This is a genomic window from Pseudoalteromonas sp., assembly GCF_018402495.1.
GTDB lineage: Bacteria > Pseudomonadota > Gammaproteobacteria > Enterobacterales > Alteromonadaceae > Pseudoalteromonas.
Genome location: NZ_JAGYIU010000002.1, coordinates 149,807 through 169,166, shown reverse-complemented (window position 1 = coordinate 169,166; position 19,360 = coordinate 149,807). Strand labels below are relative to the sequence as shown.

The 19,360-nt window shown below is 41.3% G+C and carries 19 protein-coding genes; 8 read left to right on the top strand and 11 right to left on the bottom strand.

Features of this window, described 5'->3' with window-relative positions; translation table 11 throughout:
* Positions 1-17: 17 nt before the first annotated feature.
* The gene (fadE, locus tag KG708_RS06280; protein ID WP_213608600.1) at positions 18-2,474 is read right to left on the bottom strand and encodes an acyl-CoA dehydrogenase FadE; all 2,457 of its coding nucleotides are present in this window, start codon (positions 2,472-2,474) and stop codon (positions 18-20) included.
* 309 nt (positions 2,475-2,783) lie between these two features.
* Between fadE and KG708_RS06275 the strand changes: the two genes are divergently transcribed.
* The gene (locus tag KG708_RS06275; RefSeq protein WP_013464565.1) at positions 2,784-3,548 is read left to right on the top strand and encodes a class II glutamine amidotransferase; all 765 of its coding nucleotides are present in this window, start codon (positions 2,784-2,786) and stop codon (positions 3,546-3,548) included.
* A gap of 125 nt (positions 3,549-3,673) precedes the next feature.
* Here the strand turns inward: KG708_RS06275 and KG708_RS06270 are convergent, their stop codons facing one another.
* From KG708_RS06270 to cmoA, 5 genes are all read right to left on the bottom strand, one after another.
* Positions 3,674-4,471, bottom strand: coding sequence for a DUF3108 domain-containing protein (locus tag KG708_RS06270; protein WP_301003350.1), 798 nt, complete (start codon positions 4,469-4,471; stop codon positions 3,674-3,676).
* Positions 4,425-5,072: a phosphoribosylglycinamide formyltransferase gene (gene purN / locus KG708_RS06265; protein ID WP_213608599.1), complete on the bottom strand. Its 648-nt coding sequence runs from the start codon at positions 5,070-5,072 to the stop codon at positions 4,425-4,427. Before purN ends, KG708_RS06270 begins: the two co-directional genes overlap by 47 nt.
* Positions 5,072-6,124 (bottom strand): phosphoribosylformylglycinamidine cyclo-ligase, encoded by a 1,053-nt coding sequence (gene purM, locus KG708_RS06260; protein ID WP_213608598.1) that lies wholly within the window; start codon positions 6,122-6,124, stop codon positions 5,072-5,074. Before purM ends, purN begins: the two co-directional genes overlap by 1 nt.
* Positions 6,125-6,320: 196 nt before the next feature.
* Positions 6,321-7,289, bottom strand: coding sequence for a tRNA 5-methoxyuridine(34)/uridine 5-oxyacetic acid(34) synthase CmoB (gene cmoB, locus KG708_RS06255; protein WP_213608597.1), 969 nt, complete (start codon positions 7,287-7,289; stop codon positions 6,321-6,323).
* A gap of 15 nt (positions 7,290-7,304) precedes the next feature.
* On the bottom strand, positions 7,305-8,030 hold the full coding sequence (gene cmoA, locus KG708_RS06250; RefSeq protein WP_213608596.1) for a carboxy-S-adenosyl-L-methionine synthase CmoA: 726 nt from the start codon (positions 8,028-8,030) through the stop codon (positions 7,305-7,307).
* Between the two features lie 116 nt (positions 8,031-8,146).
* On the opposite strand from cmoA, the gene KG708_RS06245 reads away from it, so the two are divergent.
* Positions 8,147-8,830 (top strand): DUF3334 family protein, encoded by a 684-nt coding sequence (locus KG708_RS06245; protein ID WP_213608595.1) that lies wholly within the window; start codon positions 8,147-8,149, stop codon positions 8,828-8,830.
* Between the two features lie 208 nt (positions 8,831-9,038).
* Here the strand turns inward: KG708_RS06245 and KG708_RS06240 are convergent, their stop codons facing one another.
* Both KG708_RS06240 and KG708_RS06235 read right to left on the bottom strand, forming a co-directional pair.
* Positions 9,039-9,536 carry a YgjP-like metallopeptidase domain-containing protein gene (locus KG708_RS06240; protein ID WP_213608594.1) on the bottom strand — a complete coding sequence of 166 codons (498 nt, stop codon included), beginning with the start codon at positions 9,534-9,536 and terminating at the stop codon, positions 9,039-9,041.
* 27 nt (positions 9,537-9,563) lie between these two features.
* Complete coding sequence (locus KG708_RS06235) at positions 9,564-10,412, bottom strand: DUF72 domain-containing protein (protein WP_213608593.1); 849 nt, start codon at positions 10,410-10,412, stop codon at positions 9,564-9,566.
* A gap of 237 nt (positions 10,413-10,649) precedes the next feature.
* Between KG708_RS06235 and aspS the strand changes: the two genes are divergently transcribed.
* Positions 10,650-12,428 carry an aspartate--tRNA ligase gene (gene aspS, locus KG708_RS06230; RefSeq protein ID WP_213608592.1) on the top strand — a complete coding sequence of 593 codons (1,779 nt, stop codon included), beginning with the start codon at positions 10,650-10,652 and terminating at the stop codon, positions 12,426-12,428.
* Positions 12,429-12,517: 89 nt separating this feature from the next.
* Positions 12,518-13,117 carry a pentapeptide repeat-containing protein gene (locus tag KG708_RS06225; protein WP_213608591.1) on the top strand — a complete coding sequence of 200 codons (600 nt, stop codon included), beginning with the start codon at positions 12,518-12,520 and terminating at the stop codon, positions 13,115-13,117.
* 38 nt (positions 13,118-13,155) lie between these two features.
* Here KG708_RS06225 and KG708_RS06220 read toward each other — a convergent pair whose 3' ends face one another.
* Complete coding sequence (locus KG708_RS06220; RefSeq protein ID WP_213608590.1) at positions 13,156-13,479, bottom strand: hypothetical protein; 324 nt, start codon at positions 13,477-13,479, stop codon at positions 13,156-13,158.
* A 312-nt stretch (positions 13,480-13,791) separates the two neighbouring features.
* Here KG708_RS06220 and KG708_RS06215 point away from each other — a divergent pair, with 312 nt between their 5' ends.
* Both KG708_RS06215 and KG708_RS06210 read left to right on the top strand, forming a co-directional pair.
* Entirely contained in the window at positions 13,792-14,631 is an 840-nt protein-coding gene (locus KG708_RS06215) for a 2OG-Fe(II) oxygenase family protein (RefSeq protein ID WP_213608589.1), read from the top strand.
* A gap of 159 nt (positions 14,632-14,790) precedes the next feature.
* Entirely contained in the window at positions 14,791-16,188 is a 1,398-nt protein-coding gene (locus KG708_RS06210; protein ID WP_213608588.1) for a DEAD/DEAH box helicase, read from the top strand.
* Between the two features lie 56 nt (positions 16,189-16,244).
* Here the strand turns inward: KG708_RS06210 and KG708_RS06205 are convergent, their stop codons facing one another.
* Together KG708_RS06205 and KG708_RS06200 are read right to left on the bottom strand one after the other, a co-directional pair.
* A complete protein-coding gene (locus KG708_RS06205; RefSeq protein ID WP_213608587.1) occupies positions 16,245-16,991 on the bottom strand; it encodes a DUF3307 domain-containing protein in 747 nt (248 codons plus the stop codon).
* On the bottom strand, positions 16,991-17,614 hold the full coding sequence (locus KG708_RS06200; RefSeq protein WP_213608586.1) for a hypothetical protein: 624 nt from the start codon (positions 17,612-17,614) through the stop codon (positions 16,991-16,993). The genes KG708_RS06205 and KG708_RS06200 overlap by 1 nt, the downstream gene beginning before the upstream one ends.
* 139 nt (positions 17,615-17,753) lie before the next feature.
* Between KG708_RS06200 and KG708_RS06195 the strand changes: the two genes are divergently transcribed.
* Both KG708_RS06195 and nudC read left to right on the top strand, forming a co-directional pair.
* Complete coding sequence (locus KG708_RS06195) at positions 17,754-18,248, top strand: NYN domain-containing protein (protein ID WP_213608585.1); 495 nt, start codon at positions 17,754-17,756, stop codon at positions 18,246-18,248.
* Positions 18,249-18,432: 184 nt separating this feature from the next.
* Positions 18,433-19,359 carry an NAD(+) diphosphatase gene (nudC, locus tag KG708_RS06190; RefSeq protein WP_213608584.1) on the top strand — a complete coding sequence of 309 codons (927 nt, stop codon included), beginning with the start codon at positions 18,433-18,435 and terminating at the stop codon, positions 19,357-19,359.
* The last annotated feature ends 1 nt before the right edge of the window (position 19,360 follow it).

The following is a 19,360-nucleotide window of genomic DNA, read 5'->3' as shown; positions in this document are numbered from 1 at the left end:
ACTTTACAAAACATGAATTAAGCAGCATTGGCCTTTTTAGAAACGCTGTTACGCGCTGCCTTGCCGGCAAGTAAATCGGCAGGGTCAAAGTCGTCAACGTTAATAACGTCTAAGCGAGCTTGTTCAACAGCTGCTAACTTATCAGCTTCAGCTTGGCTTAAAATGCCCGCTTCTAGCCCCATTTGCGCCACTTTATCTAGTTGGAAGAATGGCAATTTAACGCCTTTCTCTTTACATACACGCTCAAACAATGGCTCTACTTCTAGTACGTCTTTAAGCGTTTGCTCTTGACGCCCTACAAGGTTAAGCGGCTCATTAGTTAGGTATACGTAACTAGCTAAACGATTACGCGTTTCACTGGGCACTTGTAAAATTTGCGCTAATTTATGTTCTAGTTTGTCAGTAGGTTTACGAACCGGACGACCAAACGGGAATAACAATACTTTTAAAACACCACGTAGTGGAGCCGACGGCATGTTATTGATTAAATCAGCAAGTGCACGCTGGCAGTGGTAAAGGTGATCCTGACAGCTCCATTGAACCAATGCAAAATCTTCTTTTTTACGGCCTTCGTCGTTGTAACGTTTTAGCGTTGCAGATACTAAATAAAGGTAACTTAATAAGTCGCCTAAACGTGCTGAAATACGTTCTTTACGTTTAAGAGAACCACCAAATACTGCCATGCTAATATCTGACATCAGCGCAAGTGATGCACTAAAGCGTGAAGCTATACGGTAAAACTCAGCTGTTTCGTCTTTGTATGGCACGCTAGTAAAGCGAGCGCCAGTAAGTGCAAGCCATTTAGTGCGTACTAAGTTAGACATAGTAAAGCCAATGTGGCCCATGAGCGCTTTATCAAATACATTCAGCGCTTCTTCGCGGTCTTCAATTTCACACGCACCTAGCTCGGTAAGTACAAATGGATGACAACGAATTGCACCTTGACCATAAATAATCATATTACGGGTCAAGATGTTTGCACCTTCAACAGTAATGGCAATAGGTGCACCTTGATAGCCACGACCCAAATAGTTATTTGGCCCAAGCATGATCCCTTTACCGCCAAGTACATCCATTGCATGAATGGTTGCATCGCGCATTTGCTCTGTTAGGTGGTATTTAACGATGGCAGAAATAACCGAAGGCTTTTCACCTAAATCAACCGCGCCTGTAGACATGCTAACAGCTGCATCAGAGCTATATGCATAACCAGCAAGTTTTGCCATTGACTCTTCAACCCCTTCCATTTTACCAATAGGTAAACGGAATTGACGACGAATACGGCTATAAGCACCCGTTGCAGTGGCAATCATTTTAATACCACCGGCTGAGTTTGACGGCAATGTGATTGCACGACCCACTGATAAACATTCAACCAGCATACGCCAGCCTTGGCCAGCCATTTCTGGACCTCCAATAATGTAATCAAGGGGGACGAAAATATCTTTACCGCGAGTAGGGCCATTTTGGAACGGCACATTAAGCGGAAAGTGACGACGACCAATTTCTACCCCAGGGGTATCTGTTGGAATAAGCGCACAGGTAATGCCTGGCTCTTTAACATCGCTCAATAGGCCATCAGGGTCTTGTAGTTTGAAGGCTAAACCAAGAACCGTCGCCACTGGTGCAAGTGTAATATAACGTTTGTTCCATGTAAGGCTGACACCCACAACCTCTTCACCATTCCATTGGCCTTTACACACTACACCGTAGTCTGGAATTGCGCTTGCATCAGAACCTGCTTCTGGAGAAGTAAGTGCAAAACACGGGATTTCTTGGCCACTCGCTAAACGAGGCAGGTAATGATTTTTTTGATCTTCAGTACCGTAGTGCTGTAATAATTCACCTGGGCCTAACGAGTTAGGTACACCAACAATAGACGACAGCAATGTTGATTTACTGGTTAGCTTTTGCAGTACACATGATTGTGCAAATGCAGAAAATTCTAAGCCGCCATATTCCTTTTTAATGATCATGGCAAAGAATTTGTTATCTTTTAGGTATTGCCATACATCTTGAGGAAGATCAGTTAGCTCATGAGTCGCTTCCCAATCGTCCAGCATGCTACATACAACCTCAACAGGGCCGTCTATAAACGCTTGTTCTTCAATAGTTAATTTAGGTACTGGGTACTGGTGCAGTTTTTTCCAGTCTGGGTTACCACAAAATAAATCGGCTTCCCACCAAGTTGTGCCGGCATCAATAGCTGACTTTTCTGTGTCAGACATAGTTGGCGTTACTTTTTTGAATACCTTAAAGATAGGCTTGATAATATACTGCTGACGAACGCCAGTAACGGAAAGAGGCACTGCGATGATTAAAAAAATCAACCAGCTTATTAAACCAAAAGCACCTGCAAAGGTACCAATTAATAATGTTGCGGCAGAAACACCAAGTGCTGTGTTCCAACTCGCTCTGTGGTAAAGCGCAATGCTAAGCAGTGCGATTAAACCGAGTGTGAATATGAGTGTCATTGCTAATTCCTTAATAGAGGTCAGACCACCTCGTTTAGAGTAGCGCTAGTAACGCTAAGTTTCAAGTACAATTACATAGATAAAAGTGTAGTTACTGCTGCGATTAGTACAATGTACTTTCCTTTATACGTTGTATAGAGCCGTGGTGGTTTAAATCGAGTTATATCACTAAAGACAAAAGGTATTAAAAAATCAATTAATCTAGTAGTAATATAGGTTTAATTAAGTAAATATACTTATGATAATCAGTGTACGCTTAATAAAAATAGAACGATATCTATGTTCAGCTTTTAAAGGTTTATTTATTTTATGTGTGAATTACTTGGCATGTCGGCCAATGTACCAACGGATATTTGTTTTAGTTTTTCAGGGTTGTTGGAGCGCGGTGGCAATACGGGGCCGCACAAAGATGGTTGGGGCATTACTTTTTATGAAGGTAAAGGTTGCAGAACCTTTAAAGATCCCGAGCCAAGTTATCAGTCAGAAATAGCAAAGTTGGTAAAAGCGTACCCGATTAAAAGCGTATCGGTCATAAGTCATATTCGCCAAGGCAACCGTGGGCGAGTGTGTCTTGAAAATACTCATCCGTTTACTCGGGAGTTGTGGGGGCGTGAAATAACGTATGCCCATAACGGGCAGCTTTCAAATTATCATGATTTAAAACCCGAATATTATCGGCCAGTGGGTAATACTGATAGCGAGCTGGCATTTTGCTGGTTGCTTGACAAAATTCGTGAAAAGTACCCGCAGCGACCAAGTAATATGGCCTCTGTATTTAGATACGCCGCTAAGCTTTCGCATACGTTACGAGAAAAAGGTGTGTTTAATATGCTATTAACTGATGGGGTATTTGTACTGGCGTATTGTACTAACAACTTGCATTACATTACGCGCAGGGCGCCCTTTGGTAAAGCGACGCTTATTGATGCCGATATGGTGGTAGATTTTCAACAAGAAACCACACCAAACGATGTAGTAACGGTTATAGCAACCAGACCGCTGACAAATGATGAGCGCTGGCAAAAAATGCAACCAGGAGAATTTGCATTATTTAAAATGGGTGAATTAATGTAGTTTGGGTAAAAAGAAACGAAACCCAACTTAAAGTTTCAAATTAATAAAATGTATAAGTATTAAAAATGAAAGGCCCAAATGATGATTATCACACTTGGGCCTTTCGTTTGCTTATTGTAAACAAATTATTCGGGTGTTAGGTCGTGTTTAATTTCTGCAGGTAAAACAGGTGGATTGATCACGGTAAATGAGTTCATCTGCACTTCAAATTGCTCTACCCCTTTTTCGCCTTTCCACATACGTACCAACATGAAATCCATTTCAGGTGCAAACCACGCTAAGGCTTGGCGTTTGTCATTGTCGTATAAACGTTTTACTTTAATGGCTTCTACGTTACCAATCGGTAAGGAAATCATTTCGGTTTCTACTACTTCAAAGTCGTAGTCACGGCAATTACCTTTTTTATCAACTAACGGAAACGAGAAACGGGTTTTACCTTGTTTTAGACCCTCTCGAACTTGCACTTGATAAGAGATCCCGTCTTGAAAATTATCATGCCATTGGCATTTTAACGGGTAATCACTGGAGTTGCTGGTGACGGTTTTTGTTTGACGGTCAAAGTTAATTTCGTACTCTTTGTCAGGCCCTGTGCCTGTGCGGATCATAGCGTATTTAATAGGCTCAACTTTATTATTAGCAAAGCGAAAGGTTGATGACTCCTGACGTGAATCAGAAAAAATCATCCATTCAATATCGCTGCGGTAGGTTACTTGGTAGTTATCATTGTTAAGCTTTTTAAGCGTACGCTCAGCTTTACCATGGGTGCTGCCTTTGCGCAAAATATCATAGCTAGCTTGGAATTGAGTTAACTCACCTGCAATCAGGCTGGTAGGCAGTAATAAAGTGCCTGCACATACTAGCCAGGCACCTAATTTTTTATTTTGGGTAGTGCGCGCCGTGTGCAGGAAGTTGTTTTTCGTCAAGAACTGCATAATCTGCTTCCATCGTAAGTCGTTGTTCACTGAACCATTTGACCACCAAAGGATAAATTATGTGCTCTTGCGCATGCACACGTTTCGCGAGCGTCTCTGCTGTATCGTCTGCTAATACAGGCACTTTAGCTTGAAGAATAACGGGTCCGCCGTCTAATTCTTCAGTAACAAAGTGAACACTAACGCCGTGAACGTCGTCTTTTGCATCAATTGCTCTTTGGTGGGTATTCAGCCCTTGGTACTTAGGCAACAAAGATGGATGAATGTTCAACATTTTTCCAACATATTTTTGCACTAAGCTTGGGGTTAGAATACGCATAAACCCAGCTAATACAACTAGATTTGGTTCAAAAGAGTCAATTATATGCATTAACTGGGCATCGTACGCTTCGCGTGAGTCAAACTCTTTATGACTCAGCACGTGTGTGGCAATACCAGCATTTTTTGCACGCTCTAACCCATATGCGTCTGCTTTATTACTAATAACAGCCGCAATATGAGCGTTTATCTCGCCGCTTTCACAGGCATCAATAATGGCTTGTAAATTAGAGCCACTGCCTGAAATCAAAACTACTAGACGAGTGGGTGCCATTACGCAGCACCACCTACAATTTCAACTTGCTCTTGACCTGCAACCGCATCTTGAATCTCACCAAGGTGCCATGCATTTTCGCCAAGGTCTTTTAAAATATTTAAGCTGTTATTAAGTTGGTCCGCAGGGACAACTAGCACCATGCCTACGCCACAGTTAAATGTGCGGTACATTTCGTGAGTGGTAATATTGCCGTTTTCTTGTAGCCAATTAAATACAGTTGGCCACTGCCAGCTATCACCTTTCACAACTGCTTTAGCCGATTCAGGTAATACGCGTGGAATATTTTCCCAAAAGCCGCCACCAGTAATGTGCGAAAGGGCATGCACGTCTACTTGCTTGAACAACTCAAGTAAGGGTTTAACGTAAATGCGTGTTGGCTCTAAAAGGTGTTCACCTAAGGTTTTGCCATCAATCACTTGATTAGTATCAGCGTTAGAGATTTCTAAAACTTTACGAATTAAAGAGAAACCATTTGAGTGAGGGCCGCTAGAAGCAAGCGCGATTAGTTGATCGCCTGCAGCCACTTTAGTGCCATCAATAATTTTAGATTTTTCTACCACACCGGTGCAAAAACCTGCCATGTCGTAGTCTTCACCATCATACATACCTGGCATTTCAGCTGTTTCGCCACCAATTAGGGCACAACCTGAAATTTCACAACCTTTACCAATACCGGTTACTACGTCGGCTGCTGTGTCTACATCTAGTTTACCCGTTGCATAGTAATCAAGAAAAAACAGGGGTTCAGCGCCTTGTACTATTAAGTCGTTTACACACATAGCAACTAAATCAATACCTACTGTATCGTGTTTTTTGAGGTCAATCGCTAAACGCAATTTTGTGCCTACACCATCGGTGCCTGCCACAAGTACGGGTTGCTTATAACCTTCAGGAATTTCGCACAGTGCGCCAAAACCACCAATTCCGCCCATCACTTCAGGACGACGCGTTTTTTTAACTACGCCTTTAATACGCTCAACAAGTGCATTACCAGCGTCGATATCTACGCCCGCGTCTTTATAGCTTAGAGACTGTTTTTGTTCACTCACAGATTTTCCTCAAAATAGTTGCTTTGATGCTTACTTAGAAACGCGCGTATTTTACAACAATTGCAAGGTCGCGGCTAGTTGAAATCTAGATTTGATTTTAAAGACAAGGACACTTGTCCGCTAGTTGCTGTATTAGTAAACAAAAAAAGCGCCCAATGGCGCTTTTTAATATGGAAATAAAAATTAATACTACAAATTAGGCTTTAGCTGTAAGTATCGCTCTAAGTGGTGCAGGGTAGCCTTCAATGGTTTTACTGGTGTCAGCGGGGTCTAAAAAGTCAACTAAAGATTCGTTTTCCATCCAGTCAGTTTTACGCTGCTCGTCGAGCGTTGTAATAGCACAATCTTTAATTTGCACATCTTTAAAGCCAACACGTTCCATCCACAATTTTAATGCCGCAGTGCTTGGAATAAACCATACATTACGCATTTTCGCGTAGCGGTCGGTCGGTACTAATACGGTGTTTTCATCGCCTTCAATAACTAATGTTTCAAGCACGAGTTCTCCGCCTGGGCGAAGCTGTGCTTTTAATTGCGCTAAAAAGTCGATAGGGGAACGACGATGATAAAGCACCCCCATTGAAAATACCGTATCAAACGCTTTGAGCTCTGGCAGGGCTTCTACACCTAATGGTAACAAATGCACGTTTTCATCTGGGTTAAAGTGTTTAATTGCCTGAAACTGACATAAAAATAAGTCAGATGGGTCAATACCCACTACAAACTGAGCACCTTCACCGCGCATACGCCATAGGTGATACCCCGAGCCACAACCAATATCTAATACAGTACGGCCTTTTAATGGCTCAATATGCGGCAGGAGTCGATCCCATTTCCAGTCACTGCGCCATTCGGTATTTATTTCAATACCGTGAACGTTAAACGGGCCTTTACGCCAAGGCATCATCCGTTTTAATAAATGCGTAGTTTGTTTTTGCTCGCCTTCAGTCATTTCGCCAGGCGCGCCGATAGCTACTTTGCTGACAATATCAACCTGATTTGTAGATACGTCAGGTAAGTTTTTCAGCACTTTTTGCCATTGCGGCAAATCGCCATGGCTTGCCTCTTGTTGCCAATGCTTTAATTGTGCTGGCAAAGTTTCGAGCCAGTGGCTAAGTGGGCTTTGTGCAATTGCGGCGTAAAATTGGTTAAACCATGCAGACATGTGTCACTCTCTAAATTATTTAATTGCTACCATTGAGCAAAAATTAAAACACTGATACCACACTTGCGTTTGGCTAAAGCCAATATCGCTTAAACGTTGTGTATGTGTACTGAGTGTATCGGGGCGCATCACGTTTTCTATCGCAGTACGCTTTTGGCTGATTTCAAGCTCAGAGTAGCCATTATGGCGTTTAAAATCGTGATGCAACTCAATAAGCAGGTTATCGCATTGCTCGTTTTCAGCTTTAATTTTTTCACTTAATAGCAAAACGCCACCGAGCTTTAAATTAGCGTATATTTTTTCAAGCACCGCTTTGCGCTGCGCAGGTGGAATAAACTGCAGGGTGAAATTCATCGCTATTACTGAGGCATTTTGAATATCAAGTTCGTTAATATCACCTAATGTAACCGTTACAGGAACATCTGATCTAAACCCTTGTAAATGTACCTTACAACGCTCCACCATGGCTTGTGAGTTATCTACAGCAATAATGTGGCAGCTATCTGTTTGAATATTACGGCGCATACTTAGAGTAACCGCCCCTAACGAGCAGCCTAGGTCATACAAATTTGAATTTGGCTGAGCATACTCACCAGCTAATTTCCCCATGGTACTCACAATGGTGGCGTAACCGGGTACCGAGCGCTGGATCATGTCGGGAAATACTTCAACCACGTTTTGATCAAAACTAAAGTCTTTTACTTGTTGCTCAGAGGCATAAATACTGTCTTTTATACTCACGAAGGCAGTCTCTTTGAAAATAATAGTGCTATTTTAACATTTTATGCTGGATAGTCAGTGATAAATTCAGTAGCTTGACTAGAATTATGAAGAATAAGTATAAAAGAGATTATTAAATGAGCAGAAGCAAGGTTATTAGTACCGACGATATATTAGCGACATTATGCCACTCAGTAACGGGTGTACTTTCATCAGCCAGCGGCAACGAGATCAGCTATTCAGCCATGGTACAAAAAATTACCCGCACATGTATGCGACCAGATATAGGCTGTTTTGTTTTATTTGACGGGGGCTTTACCGGCTTAGTTGTTACCAACTTTACGGCGCAAGCGGCCATGGAAATTTATGGCGACTATATGCGTAACATGGGCATGCCAGAAGATGAAATCGCGCACAGCCACTTATCTGATGATGTTTCAAACGTGATGGGTGAGTTGATGAACCAAATAGTAGGCGACTTTACGTCAAAGGTGCGTGATCAACTGCATACCTCTATTACTCAAAACCAACCAAAAATGATGGCTATTAACAAGCAAGTGCAAATTTCGGTTGATACCACTATGGATCGGCCGCAAGCACGTCGCGTAACGTTTACCACTCGCAACCAAAATATCTTTTATTTAGAATTAGCGATGGATAAAACTGAGTTTATTAAACTTCACGATTTTGACATTGTAGAAGCCGTAGACCCAGATGACATTATTGAGAATGAAGCAAAGCAAAAAGCAGAGAAAGAAAAAGCGAAACAGCCAAAGCAAGATGATAGCGACGACGACTTTATGGCCGAGCTAGGGCTTTAATGTTTTATGTAGGTTGGGTTGAGTGAAACGAAACCCAACGAGCTTTTAAGTTCTTAGCTGTCAGATTAGAAAGTGACAATAATAAAAAACGCGATTTAGTATCGCGTTTTTTGTTAACGAGGGCTTTCATTATGAACTCGTGTGTCATTGAATTTTGGCTGACCGCTGACCGCTGACCGCTGACCGCTGACCGCTGACCGCTGACCGCTCAATTATACGGATTCTCACCCATCGCAATAGCCACACAAAAAATCCGTAAATCTAGCTCTAGCTGATGGTACTCTGGCTCCATATGGCAGCAAAGTTTATAAAAGCCTTTATTGTGGTCTTTTTCTTTAAAATGCGCGAGTTCGTGCACCACTAATGCTTTTAATAATGGCTCTGGCGCGCGCAGTAAATCGCTATTTATAGCTAAATCGTGCTTACGGGTTTTACCTTGCATACGGTACGTGTGAGTCCCGAGCGCATTGGTGACCATATCGCCTTGTTTTTTAAAGGCTGCGCGGCCAAACGGCGGAGCGTTTTTTAAATACTGCTTTTTAAGCTCAGTGGCGTAGCTATACAATAACTTATCGCTGGTAATACGATGTGCCTGTGGGTATTTTTTAAGTAAATACTCACTTACCTTTCCTGTTTCTATTAGGCTTAATACTTGCTCAACGATATTGGCAGGGTAGCCGGTAAAGTAACGTGCGTATTCACTCATTATTGTCTCTGTATTTTGAATTTATTTTTAAAAAAGCGCTTGCTGGTGGGCTTCTTTTTCGCCACTAAACGGATTTAGCACGCTGTGATTATACCCCAAATCTTGGCAAAACTGGCGAGCCAGCAAGGGTGCTTCGCGGTTATCAGCGGTATGAAAAAACACATAAGGTGTTTTACCTTCATCGAGCCATTGCTGTACTTTTTTCAGCCACGGCTGGTAATAACGTTTATAGTCATACTCTAAACTGGCAATCACAAACCTCGCCATGGGTTGCTCGCCTGTAGCGATAGCATGCACAGGTAAGTAAGGTTTCTTTTGTTGTGCATCGATTAGCGCTTCGTTTGTAGGTTTTACCGCAAATAATGCGCGGGTATCCATGGCAATACGGTTTATATTATTGGCCATTAATAATTGGTTTAACGAAACTTCAGCATCGCCTTTTTTAAAAAATTCAGGGTGGCGTACTTCAACCCCATAGTTTAGCTTTTTAGGAAGTAAATCTATAAAAGCGGCAAGCTTAGCTAAATGCTGTGGGGCAAACGCTTTAGGTAATTGCAGCATTATTTGCCCTGTTTTTTCAAATAGCGGGGCGAATAAATTAAGCCAATCGGTTAGCTCACGTTGTACGTTAGTAAGCTGGAGTTCGTGACTAAAGCGCCGATGAAATTTAAAGGTAAATTTAAACTCATCAGGTACACTGGCAGCCCAGCGTAATACAGTGTCAGGCGAGGGATCGGCGTAAAAACTAGTATTACCTTCTACCGAATTAAAATGCTGCGCATACTCGCTAAGCATATCGGCATTTTTACACTGGCGTGAAAATAAATTTCCTTTCCATACGTTGCTCGACCACTGCGGGCATCCAATATATAGCATACAAACAAAAGCCTTGTTATAAAGTGCTTGTAGTGTAACAAATAACAAAACGGTGCGCTGTAAATTCAACCTCGAAAGGTAAACACGCCCTAGCATCTTCAACCTACTTGGGTATAATGCAGGGCTTAATTTGATTATTTTGGATTGCTAGCGGTTTTATTTTCATTTTGGTGTTTATAAAAACTTTTAAAACAACGGTGTTTAACCGCTATATGCCTTTTATCTGACAGGAAAACTATGCGCTCTATATACTGCGGACAGCTAAATAAAACTCACGTAGATCAGGAAGTTGAACTATGTGGCTGGATCAACAAACGACGTGACCTTGGTGGACTTATCTTTGTCGATTTACGCGATAGAGAAGGGCTAGTACAAGTTGTATTCGATCCAGAAGTTGAAGGATTAATGGAAACAGCTAACAAACTTCGTCAAGAATTTTGTGTTCAGTTAAAAGGGATTGTACGCGCTCGCCCAGAAAGCCAAGTGAATAAAGACATGGCTACCGGTGAAGTAGAGATTTTAGGCACGGGTTTAACGATTATTAACCGCTCTGAGCCTATGCCACTTGATTTTAACCAAGTGAACTCAGAAGAGCGTCGTTTAAAATACCGTTACTTAGATTTACGTCGTTTAGAAATGAGCGATCGTATTAAATTACGTGCTAAAGCAAGCAGCTTTGTACGTCGCTTTTTAGATGAAAATGGCTTTTTAGATATCGAAACGCCAGTGCTAACTAAAGCAACGCCTGAAGGTGCGCGCGATTACTTAGTACCGAGTCGTGTTCATAAAGGTAGCTTTTACGCATTACCGCAGTCGCCACAGTTATTTAAGCAATTATTGATGATGTCGGGTTTTGACCGTTACTACCAAATTGTTAAATGTTTCCGTGATGAAGACTTACGTGCAGACCGTCAACCTGAATTTACGCAAATAGATTTAGAAACCTCGTTCATGAGCTCTGATCAAGTACGTGGTATAACTGAAAAAATGATTCGTGAAATGTGGCAGTCATTACTAAATGTGGATTTAGGTGAGTTCCCAATTATGCCTTACTCTGAGGCAATGAGCTTATATGGTTCTGATAAGCCAGACTTACGTAACCCAATGAAGCTTATTGATGTTGCTGATTTAGTAAAAGACGTAGAATTTAACGTATTCTCAGGCCCAGCAAACGATGAAAAAGGCCGTGTTGCAGTGCTAACTGTTCCAGGTGGTGCATCGCTTTCTCGTAAGCAACTAGATGATTACACAAAATTTATTGGTATTTACGGTGCTAAAGGCTTAGCATGGATGAAAGTAAATGACCGCGATGCAGGCGTTGAGGGCGTGCAATCGCCAATCGCTAAATTCTTAAATGAAGACGTGATCACGCAGCTACTTGAACGTACTAATGCACAAACAGGCGATATCATTTTATTTGGTGCGGATAAACGCAACACCGTAAATGAAGCCATGGGCGCACTTCGCTTAAAAATTGGTGTTGATTTAGAAATCACTAACCTAGATAGCTGGGCACCACTTTGGGTTGTTGACTTCCCAATGTTTGAAGAAGATGATGAAGGCACATTACACGCGGTACACCATCCATTTACTGCACCAAAAGATATTAGTGCCAGTGAGCTTGAAGCAAACCCAGCAGCGGCTATTTCAGATGCTTACGATATGGTATTAAACGGCTACGAAGTAGGCGGTGGCTCGGTACGTATTCACAATGCAGATATGCAAGAAGCAGCATTTAGAATTTTAGGTATTGAAGCACAAGAGCAGCAAGATAAATTTGGTTTCTTACTTGACGCACTTAAATACGGCACACCGCCACATGCAGGTTTAGCGTTCGGCTTAGACCGTTTAGTTATGTTGCTATGTGGTACTGATAACATTCGTGACGTGATTGCTTTCCCTAAAACCACACAGGCATCGTGTTTATTAACCGATGCACCTAGCAAAGCTAACAGCGATTCGTTGACAGAGCTTGCTATTAGCGTAGTTGAGAAAGAATTACCAAGCGCAGAATAAACCCTAGTGTTTAGTTAGAACAAAACCCCTTAGGCTAACACCTAAGGGGTTTTTTATTTGGCATAGCCCAATTTAGGTGCCTTATATTTATGAGTGAACTATTTAAAGATAGTCATTATTTTGATCAGCCATTTTCAAACTTTACAGCAAATGCAAAGCGCTTTAGCGATATTGAGTTTGAACAATGTCAGTTTATCGAATGCGATTTTAGTCACAGCCAGTTTAGTGCCTGTCGGTTTATAGAGTGTGAGTTTATAAACTGTAATTTGAGTGAGCTTAACTGGCATTACAGCTCGCTAGAAGAGGTGAGCTTTGCAAAGTGTAAACTCAATAGCATAGTGTGGGGGCAAGTGAATTGGCCGCAATTAGCGCTAACGTCACCGGTGAGTTTTAAACAGTGTGAGCTGAGTCATAGTTCGTTTTTTGAATTACAGTTAAAAGCCTTAACAATGACGAACTGTTTTGCTAAAGATGTTGATTTTAGGCATGCTAACTTAGCACAGAGCAACTTCTCGGACACTGACTTTAGAGACAGTCTGTTTCATCAAACTAATTTGAGTAAAGCAAACTTTGTAGGCGCTTCGCAGTTTAAAATAGATATAAAAAACAATAATGTCAGTGGTGCTAAGTTTGAACGGCTTGAAGCGTTAAATTTATTAGCTGGACTTGATATCGAGTTGATTAATTAGCCGTTATTGCACGGCTAATTTTATAATAAAGCGTTGTTCTAACAGCTAGGGCCATTTTTATTACGCGCGCTGGCAAGTGCGCGGGCTATGCTCAGTAGCTCAGGCGAAATATCATCCGCGCCATCTTTAATCAGTTTAGTTACATCACCTGATGAATATAAGCTGTCACGCGGTGACTTAATACCAAGTTCACGCACAAAATCTTTGGTTTTGCCTGTGCTGCCGGTTTCAATAAATTTAAAAATAATGCGTTCGTTGTTACTTTTCGGCTCGGCTTGTAACACTTTAATTTCTTCTTGGTAGGCTTCAATTCTGCTTTGGAGAATGTTGATGCGTTGTTCAATGCTGCTGTATGATTTCATGAATGGATTCTTTTGCAATAATAGTAAAACAATAATTGCTATCTATTATCGCACAAATTTAGGTTAAGTAATTATTTAACATTAAAACAATGTATGCTTTTAGTTATAGTAGGTGTGCTGGAAATTTCATAGATTTGATTTTGATCAAGAAGCATACATTACGCCATTTAATTGCGGACATATGTCCTTATAGTTTTTGGGTGGGTTGTCTATGCTCATACGCACAAAAATGTGGCCTAATTATTTGAATAAAGTTGTTTAGCTTTATGTTTAAGTAGACGCCTTCTAACAACCTACTTACTGGAATGTACCATGCAATTACCTACAGTTGATTATAAAGCGGACGATGCGGCTGCGCAATTTGTTGAATCGTTAAGAAATACTGGTTTTGGCGTATTAAAAAACCATCCTATTCCGCAATCTTTAGTTGAATCAATCTATGAGAATTGGCAGGAGTTTTTTAATTCAGAGCAAAAGCATGAGTTTTTATTCTCTAAAGAAACGCAAGATGGCTATTTTCCACCGTCGGTATCAGAAGTTGCTAAAGGTCACACAGTAAAAGACATTAAAGAATACTTTCATGTTTATCCTAAAGGCCGTGTTCCTGCACAACTAGAAGCTGATGTGCGTGAGTATTATCGTTTAGCTAATGAATTTGCGGCAACATTATTAAGCTGGGTTCAGGCTGAAGCGCCTGAAGAAGTCCGTGCTAAGTTCTCTATTGATTTAAAAGATATGATTGCCCAGTCTGAGCAAACGTTGTTACGTATTTTACATTACCCACCAATGACGGGTGACGAAGAACCAGGCGCTATTCGCGCGGCGGCACACGGTGATATTAACTTATTAACTGTATTACCAGCGTCAAATGAGCCAGGTTTACAAGTTCAAAAAACAGATGGCGGTTGGTTAGACGTGCCGTGTGATTTTGGTAGTTTAATTATTAACATTGGCGACATGCTGCAAGAAGCATCGGGTGGCTATTTCCCATCTACAATTCACCGTGTAATTAATCCATCGGGCAAAGCAACAACCAAATCACGTATTTCATTACCGTTGTTTTTACATCCTCGTCCTGATGTGGTGTTATCTGATCGCTATACGGCGGATAGTTACTTACAAGAGCGTTTACGTGAGTTAGGTGTAAAATAACACTCATTTACAAATACTAAAAAAGCGGCTGTTTAGCCGCTTTTTTAGTATTTACGCTTAATCAGTACGCGCAAAGTAAATAATGGCATGCATTCTGAGCTACTAAAGGTATAATGCGCGCAACTGGCCACTTTGGCCTTATTAAAATAGAGAGTTTATATGAGTTTTGATGGTTTAGGTTTATCACAGTCTTTAGTTAATGCGGTTTTAGAAAAGGGCTATGAAACGCCAACGCCTATTCAGGCTCAAGCTATCCCAGCAATTATTGCGCGTCGTGATGTAATGGCTGCAGCACAAACAGGTACAGGTAAAACCGCAGGTTTTACACTGCCACTTATTGAGCGTTTATCGTCGGGTACTAAAGCAAAAAGTAATCATGTGCGTGCGCTTATTTTAACGCCTACCCGTGAGCTTGCGTTGCAAGTAAGTGAAAACGTTGAAGAGTACGCTAAACATTCTGATGTGAGCTCGTTTGTGGTTTACGGCGGTGTTAAAATTAACCCACAAATGCAGCGCCTGCGTAAAGGGGTTGATATTCTAGTGGCCACACCTGGGCGTTTAATTGATTTACACAATCAAAACGCGATTAAGTTTGATAGTGTTGAAGTACTGGTTTTAGATGAAGCCGATCGCATGTTAGACATGGGCTTTATCCACGACATTAAACGCTTAATTGCAAAAATGCCTGAAAAACGTCAGAACTTGATGTTTTCAGCAACCTTTTCTGACGACATTCGTGCATTAGCCAAAGGCTTAATTAACGACCCCGTAGAAATTTCAGTCGCTGCCAAAAACACCACTGCTAAAAGCGTAACTCAATGCGTGTACGCAGTAGATAAAGCGCGTAAAACAGCTTTACTTAGCCATTTAATTCGTAGCAACGATTGGCAACAAGTATTAGTATTTAGCCGTACTAAACATGGGGCTAATCGTTTAGTGAAACAACTCGAACGCGACGATATAATGGGCGCGGCTATTCATGGCAATAAATCACAAGGCGCGCGTGTTAAAGCACTTGAGGGCTTTAAAAGCGGTGAAGTACGGGTATTAGTGGCAACTGATATTGTTGCCCGTGGCTTAGATATTGTTGAGCTTCCACACGTAGTTAACTACGACCTACCTAACGTGTATGAAGATTATGTGCACCGTATTGGTCGTACTGGCCGTGCAGGAGCATCAGGGCATGCCATTTCATTTGTAACCACGGAAGATGCAGTGGATTTATACGGTATTGAACGCTTTATTGGCGAGCTTATTCCTCGTGCTGAAGAAGAAGGCTTTGAACCGGCTAATCCAGTTGCTGAGCGTGCACTCGATGCCCGCCCACTGCCTGCTAAAAAGCCAAAGAAAAAACAGCCATTTAATAAGCCTAAGTCGGATAGCAGTAAACCAAACAGTAAAAAGCCAAACAATGGCGGTAATGGTACTGGCCCGCGTCGTGGTGGTTCTAAAAAGCCAGCAGCTAAAACCGATGATAATGCACAAAACCCGTGGGCAAAACGTCAATCGGTAGGGGGCAGTGGTCAGCGCCGTCGTCGTCCAGCAAATAACGATTAATTAGGTTTAGTTCGCTTTAATAAAAAACGCGCTTACTTTTACTGGTAGCGCGTTTTTTAATTTATCAGTAAATAATTAACGGCTAATCCTACAAATAAAGTAACACTAACGCTAAGTAGCGTTCCGAGCATCACATATTCTGTGAGTTGTTTATCTTTGCTGGCACTTAAATCGCCAAACCTAAACACGGATTTGGCGGCAATTAAAAACCCAAGCCCAGCAAACTGATCTAATAAAATAAACGTCAACATTAGCACTCGTTCAAGCATGCCAATACTTTGTCCTGCTAAAGGGAGGCTGCCATCACTTGAAAAATGGTTAGTTAAACGCTCTAGCATCATTCTTATAAATACAGCACTGGGATTTAAAATAATAAGGTAACCCGCTATAACCCACAGCGCGTTTGAGTTAGTTAATAATGCCATTAGATTATTAGTAAACTGCTGATTGTCAGTGAGCCAAATACTTATCGCTATAATAACAATGATATGCGCAATTTGGTCGAGTAAAAAAGGCACGACCCCTTTATTTGAATACGATTTTGCAATATCAATAAAGTAGTGGCTAATTACGATAATACTGGTGGCAAGCAATACACTGCTCAGTTGTTGCCAGCCAAATGTGTATTCCCAAAACGCAATAACGATTGCACTGATCAGCCCGTGAATTAAGACATGGAAGTAGAGTTTTTTAGCTTTAAAGTGACGGGTATTTCTGTCGTTTACCCAACTCATGGGTTGCCAATAAAAATCAGCGAGTAAGTGGCCAATAATCAGTGCGACGAGCAATATTGAAAATTCCATTAGTCATGTCCTTGCTGTATGCTTTTAAGCCATTGTTGTGTGTGTAAAATAAATCGTTCTATCAGCTGGTAGTTAGCAAGATTTAGTAGCTTAGTCACGTTTTCGCGGCTGGTGTTGAGCTCTTTAGCTAAGGCTGCATGGCTGTTATTAGTATGGGTTAAATACACATACAAAGCGTTTGCTTGTTTTTGGGTTATTTTACACAGTAGTACATCCACAAATGCTAAGTTAAGCTTAAAACTCTCATCAACAGCTTGATTTGCAATAGCAAAGGTAAAACGTTGGTTTGCCATTTTATCTAACCCTTGCCCAGAGAGCGTAAGCGCAGAGCCGGTCGCGGTTTTTATACTGTGGCGCGGGTTATCTATGTGGCCCAATGCCATGCTTTGTCGCAGTTCATAGCCGGCAGATTTTAACTGTAAATAGATGAAAATAGCGATGGTAACTAACCGTTCACTTTTTTCTATTTGCAGCTGAAATGCATCCCCTCGGTAAATATCCCAAGATGTTGTTTTATCGCAATTTGCACGTAAACTTTGCTCTAATTGATAAAGCATGTCATCGTATTGTTGTTTAGGTATTTTTTGCGATTTAATAATATCGCCGCTGATCACACCAATCATAAAAATCCTGATAGATTATTTATATGTAACTAATTTAGGTTACATTATTAAATGTAACCAAAAATGGTTACATTGGGTTTGGTAACTAATTTAGGTTACTTAACACGCAATTGCAAGTACTACTTATTAGGACATAATAATGACCTCACAACAAAGCAACAAACCTCGTGTAGGTATTTTTGTCGATGTACAAAATATTTATTACACCTGTCGCGAAAGCTACGGAAAAAACTTTGATTACAACGCCTTTTGGCGAATCATGGAACAACAATACGCTATTGAGTGTGCATTTGCCTATGCAATATACCGAGGTGATGAAAAACAAAGTCAGTTTCAAAATATTTTGCGTGCGATTGGTTTTGAGGTAAAACTCAAACCTTTCATTCAGCGTCGAGATGGCAGTGCTAAAGGCGATTGGGATGTGGGGATCACTATAGATATGTTAGAGCAGGGGAAAGACCTTGATAAAGTTATTTTACTCTCAGGTGATGGTGATTTTGCTCTATTAGTGGGCCATTTAAAAAATCAATACAATGTGCCGTGTGATGTGTACGGAGCCGATAGATTAACCGCAGAGGTATTAAAACAAAGTGCTGAACAATTTCATTTAATTGATGACCAACTGCTGCTTTAAACGTATGTGCGCGATATGCTATTGATTTTTTTGAGTAAATCATTGCCTTGAGCATGTGCGTTTTTAATACCGCGGGTACATAGATCAATTAAGCCTATTTTAGGCTTTTTTTTGTGATGGTAATAAATTGGGTTTAGTGGATGATTATGGTAATTTTAAGACTCAATTAGTATCAAGGAATTACATGCTTAACTACAGCAATATGCCGTTAAACAGAGGCTCAAATGCGCGCAAAGATCCCGCTTGGGTAAATGCAAAAAAAACAGCATACAGTTTATGGCTTTTAGTTAAAGGTAATCATACCTTATTTGCAAAAAATAGCCCTGAGGTAGTGTATTTAGCTTACCAACAGGTGGCACATTTAGATTTAACGCAGGCTATTTTTTTAGGTTCAAATGAGCAGGATAATGCCGTATTTGCGCTCGATGTAAGCGCACTTGAGGAGTCGTTATTAGCAACGATTATTGATGACGCCCAGTTTGCAGATATTCGCCAGTTTGGTACACAGGTGGCACTTGAAGATGGCTCAAATGCAGCGCTTGCCCGTGGATTGTGTTACTGGCATGCCACTCATCGTTTTTGTGGCCGTTGTGGCACTAAAAACCACTTAGTTGAAGCGGGGCACTCGCGCTTATGCGACAACGCTGCGTGTTTGCATCAAACATTTCCGCGTACCGATCCTGCGGTAATTATGGTAGTGACGAAAACATTTAGTGATGGGGTTGAACGTTGCTTATTGGGTCGTCAGGCTTCTTGGCCAAAAGGGCTGTATTCGTCGCTTGCAGGGTTTGTCGACCCTGGCGAAACCCTTGAACAAACCGTGATCCGAGAAGTAAAAGAAGAGGCCGGTATTGATGTTGAAAAAGCAGAATATATTGCTTCTCAACCTTGGCCGTTTCCTTCGTCAATTATGCTGGGTTTTATTGCTACAGCAAGCAGTGATGAAATAAGCACAGAGCAAGATGAACTTGAAGATGCAAAGTGGTTTTCTCGCGAAGAACTTGCGCAATTTAAAGATTGGCACCATCAAGGGGAGCATTTAAAGCTACCTAGAGCGGATTCGATTTCGCGTTATTTAATTGAATATTGGCGTACTCAGATAGAAGGATGAA

Bases quoted from the DNA above. Each gene is read 5' to 3' on its own strand.
- fadE (WP_213608600.1), bottom strand. From the start codon at position 2,474: ATGACACTCATATTCACACTCGGTTTAATCGCACTGCTTAGCATTGCG.
- KG708_RS06275 (WP_013464565.1), top strand. From the start codon at position 2,784: ATGTGTGAATTACTTGGCATGTCGGCCAATGTACCAACGGATATTTGT.
- purN (WP_213608599.1), bottom strand. From the start codon at position 5,072: ATGGCACCCACTCGTCTAGTAGTTTTGATTTCAGGCAGTGGCTCTAAT.
- cmoB (WP_213608597.1), bottom strand. From the start codon at position 7,289: ATGTCTGCATGGTTTAACCAATTTTACGCCGCAATTGCACAAAGCCCA.
- KG708_RS06245 (WP_213608595.1), top strand. From the start codon at position 8,147: ATGAGCAGAAGCAAGGTTATTAGTACCGACGATATATTAGCGACATTA.
- KG708_RS06240 (WP_213608594.1), bottom strand. From the start codon at position 9,536: ATGAGTGAATACGCACGTTACTTTACCGGCTACCCTGCCAATATCGTT.
- KG708_RS06235 (WP_213608593.1), bottom strand. From the start codon at position 10,412: ATGCTATATATTGGATGCCCGCAGTGGTCGAGCAACGTATGGAAAGGA.
- aspS (WP_213608592.1), top strand. From the start codon at position 10,650: ATGCGCTCTATATACTGCGGACAGCTAAATAAAACTCACGTAGATCAG.
- KG708_RS06225 (WP_213608591.1), top strand. From the start codon at position 12,518: ATGAGTGAACTATTTAAAGATAGTCATTATTTTGATCAGCCATTTTCA.
- KG708_RS06220 (WP_213608590.1), bottom strand. From the start codon at position 13,479: ATGAAATCATACAGCAGCATTGAACAACGCATCAACATTCTCCAAAGC.
- KG708_RS06215 (WP_213608589.1), top strand. From the start codon at position 13,792: ATGCAATTACCTACAGTTGATTATAAAGCGGACGATGCGGCTGCGCAA.
- KG708_RS06210 (WP_213608588.1), top strand. From the start codon at position 14,791: ATGAGTTTTGATGGTTTAGGTTTATCACAGTCTTTAGTTAATGCGGTT.
- KG708_RS06205 (WP_213608587.1), bottom strand. From the start codon at position 16,991: ATGGAATTTTCAATATTGCTCGTCGCACTGATTATTGGCCACTTACTC.
- KG708_RS06200 (WP_213608586.1), bottom strand. From the start codon at position 17,614: ATGATTGGTGTGATCAGCGGCGATATTATTAAATCGCAAAAAATACCT.
- KG708_RS06195 (WP_213608585.1), top strand. From the start codon at position 17,754: ATGACCTCACAACAAAGCAACAAACCTCGTGTAGGTATTTTTGTCGAT.
- nudC (WP_213608584.1), top strand. From the start codon at position 18,433: ATGCTTAACTACAGCAATATGCCGTTAAACAGAGGCTCAAATGCGCGC.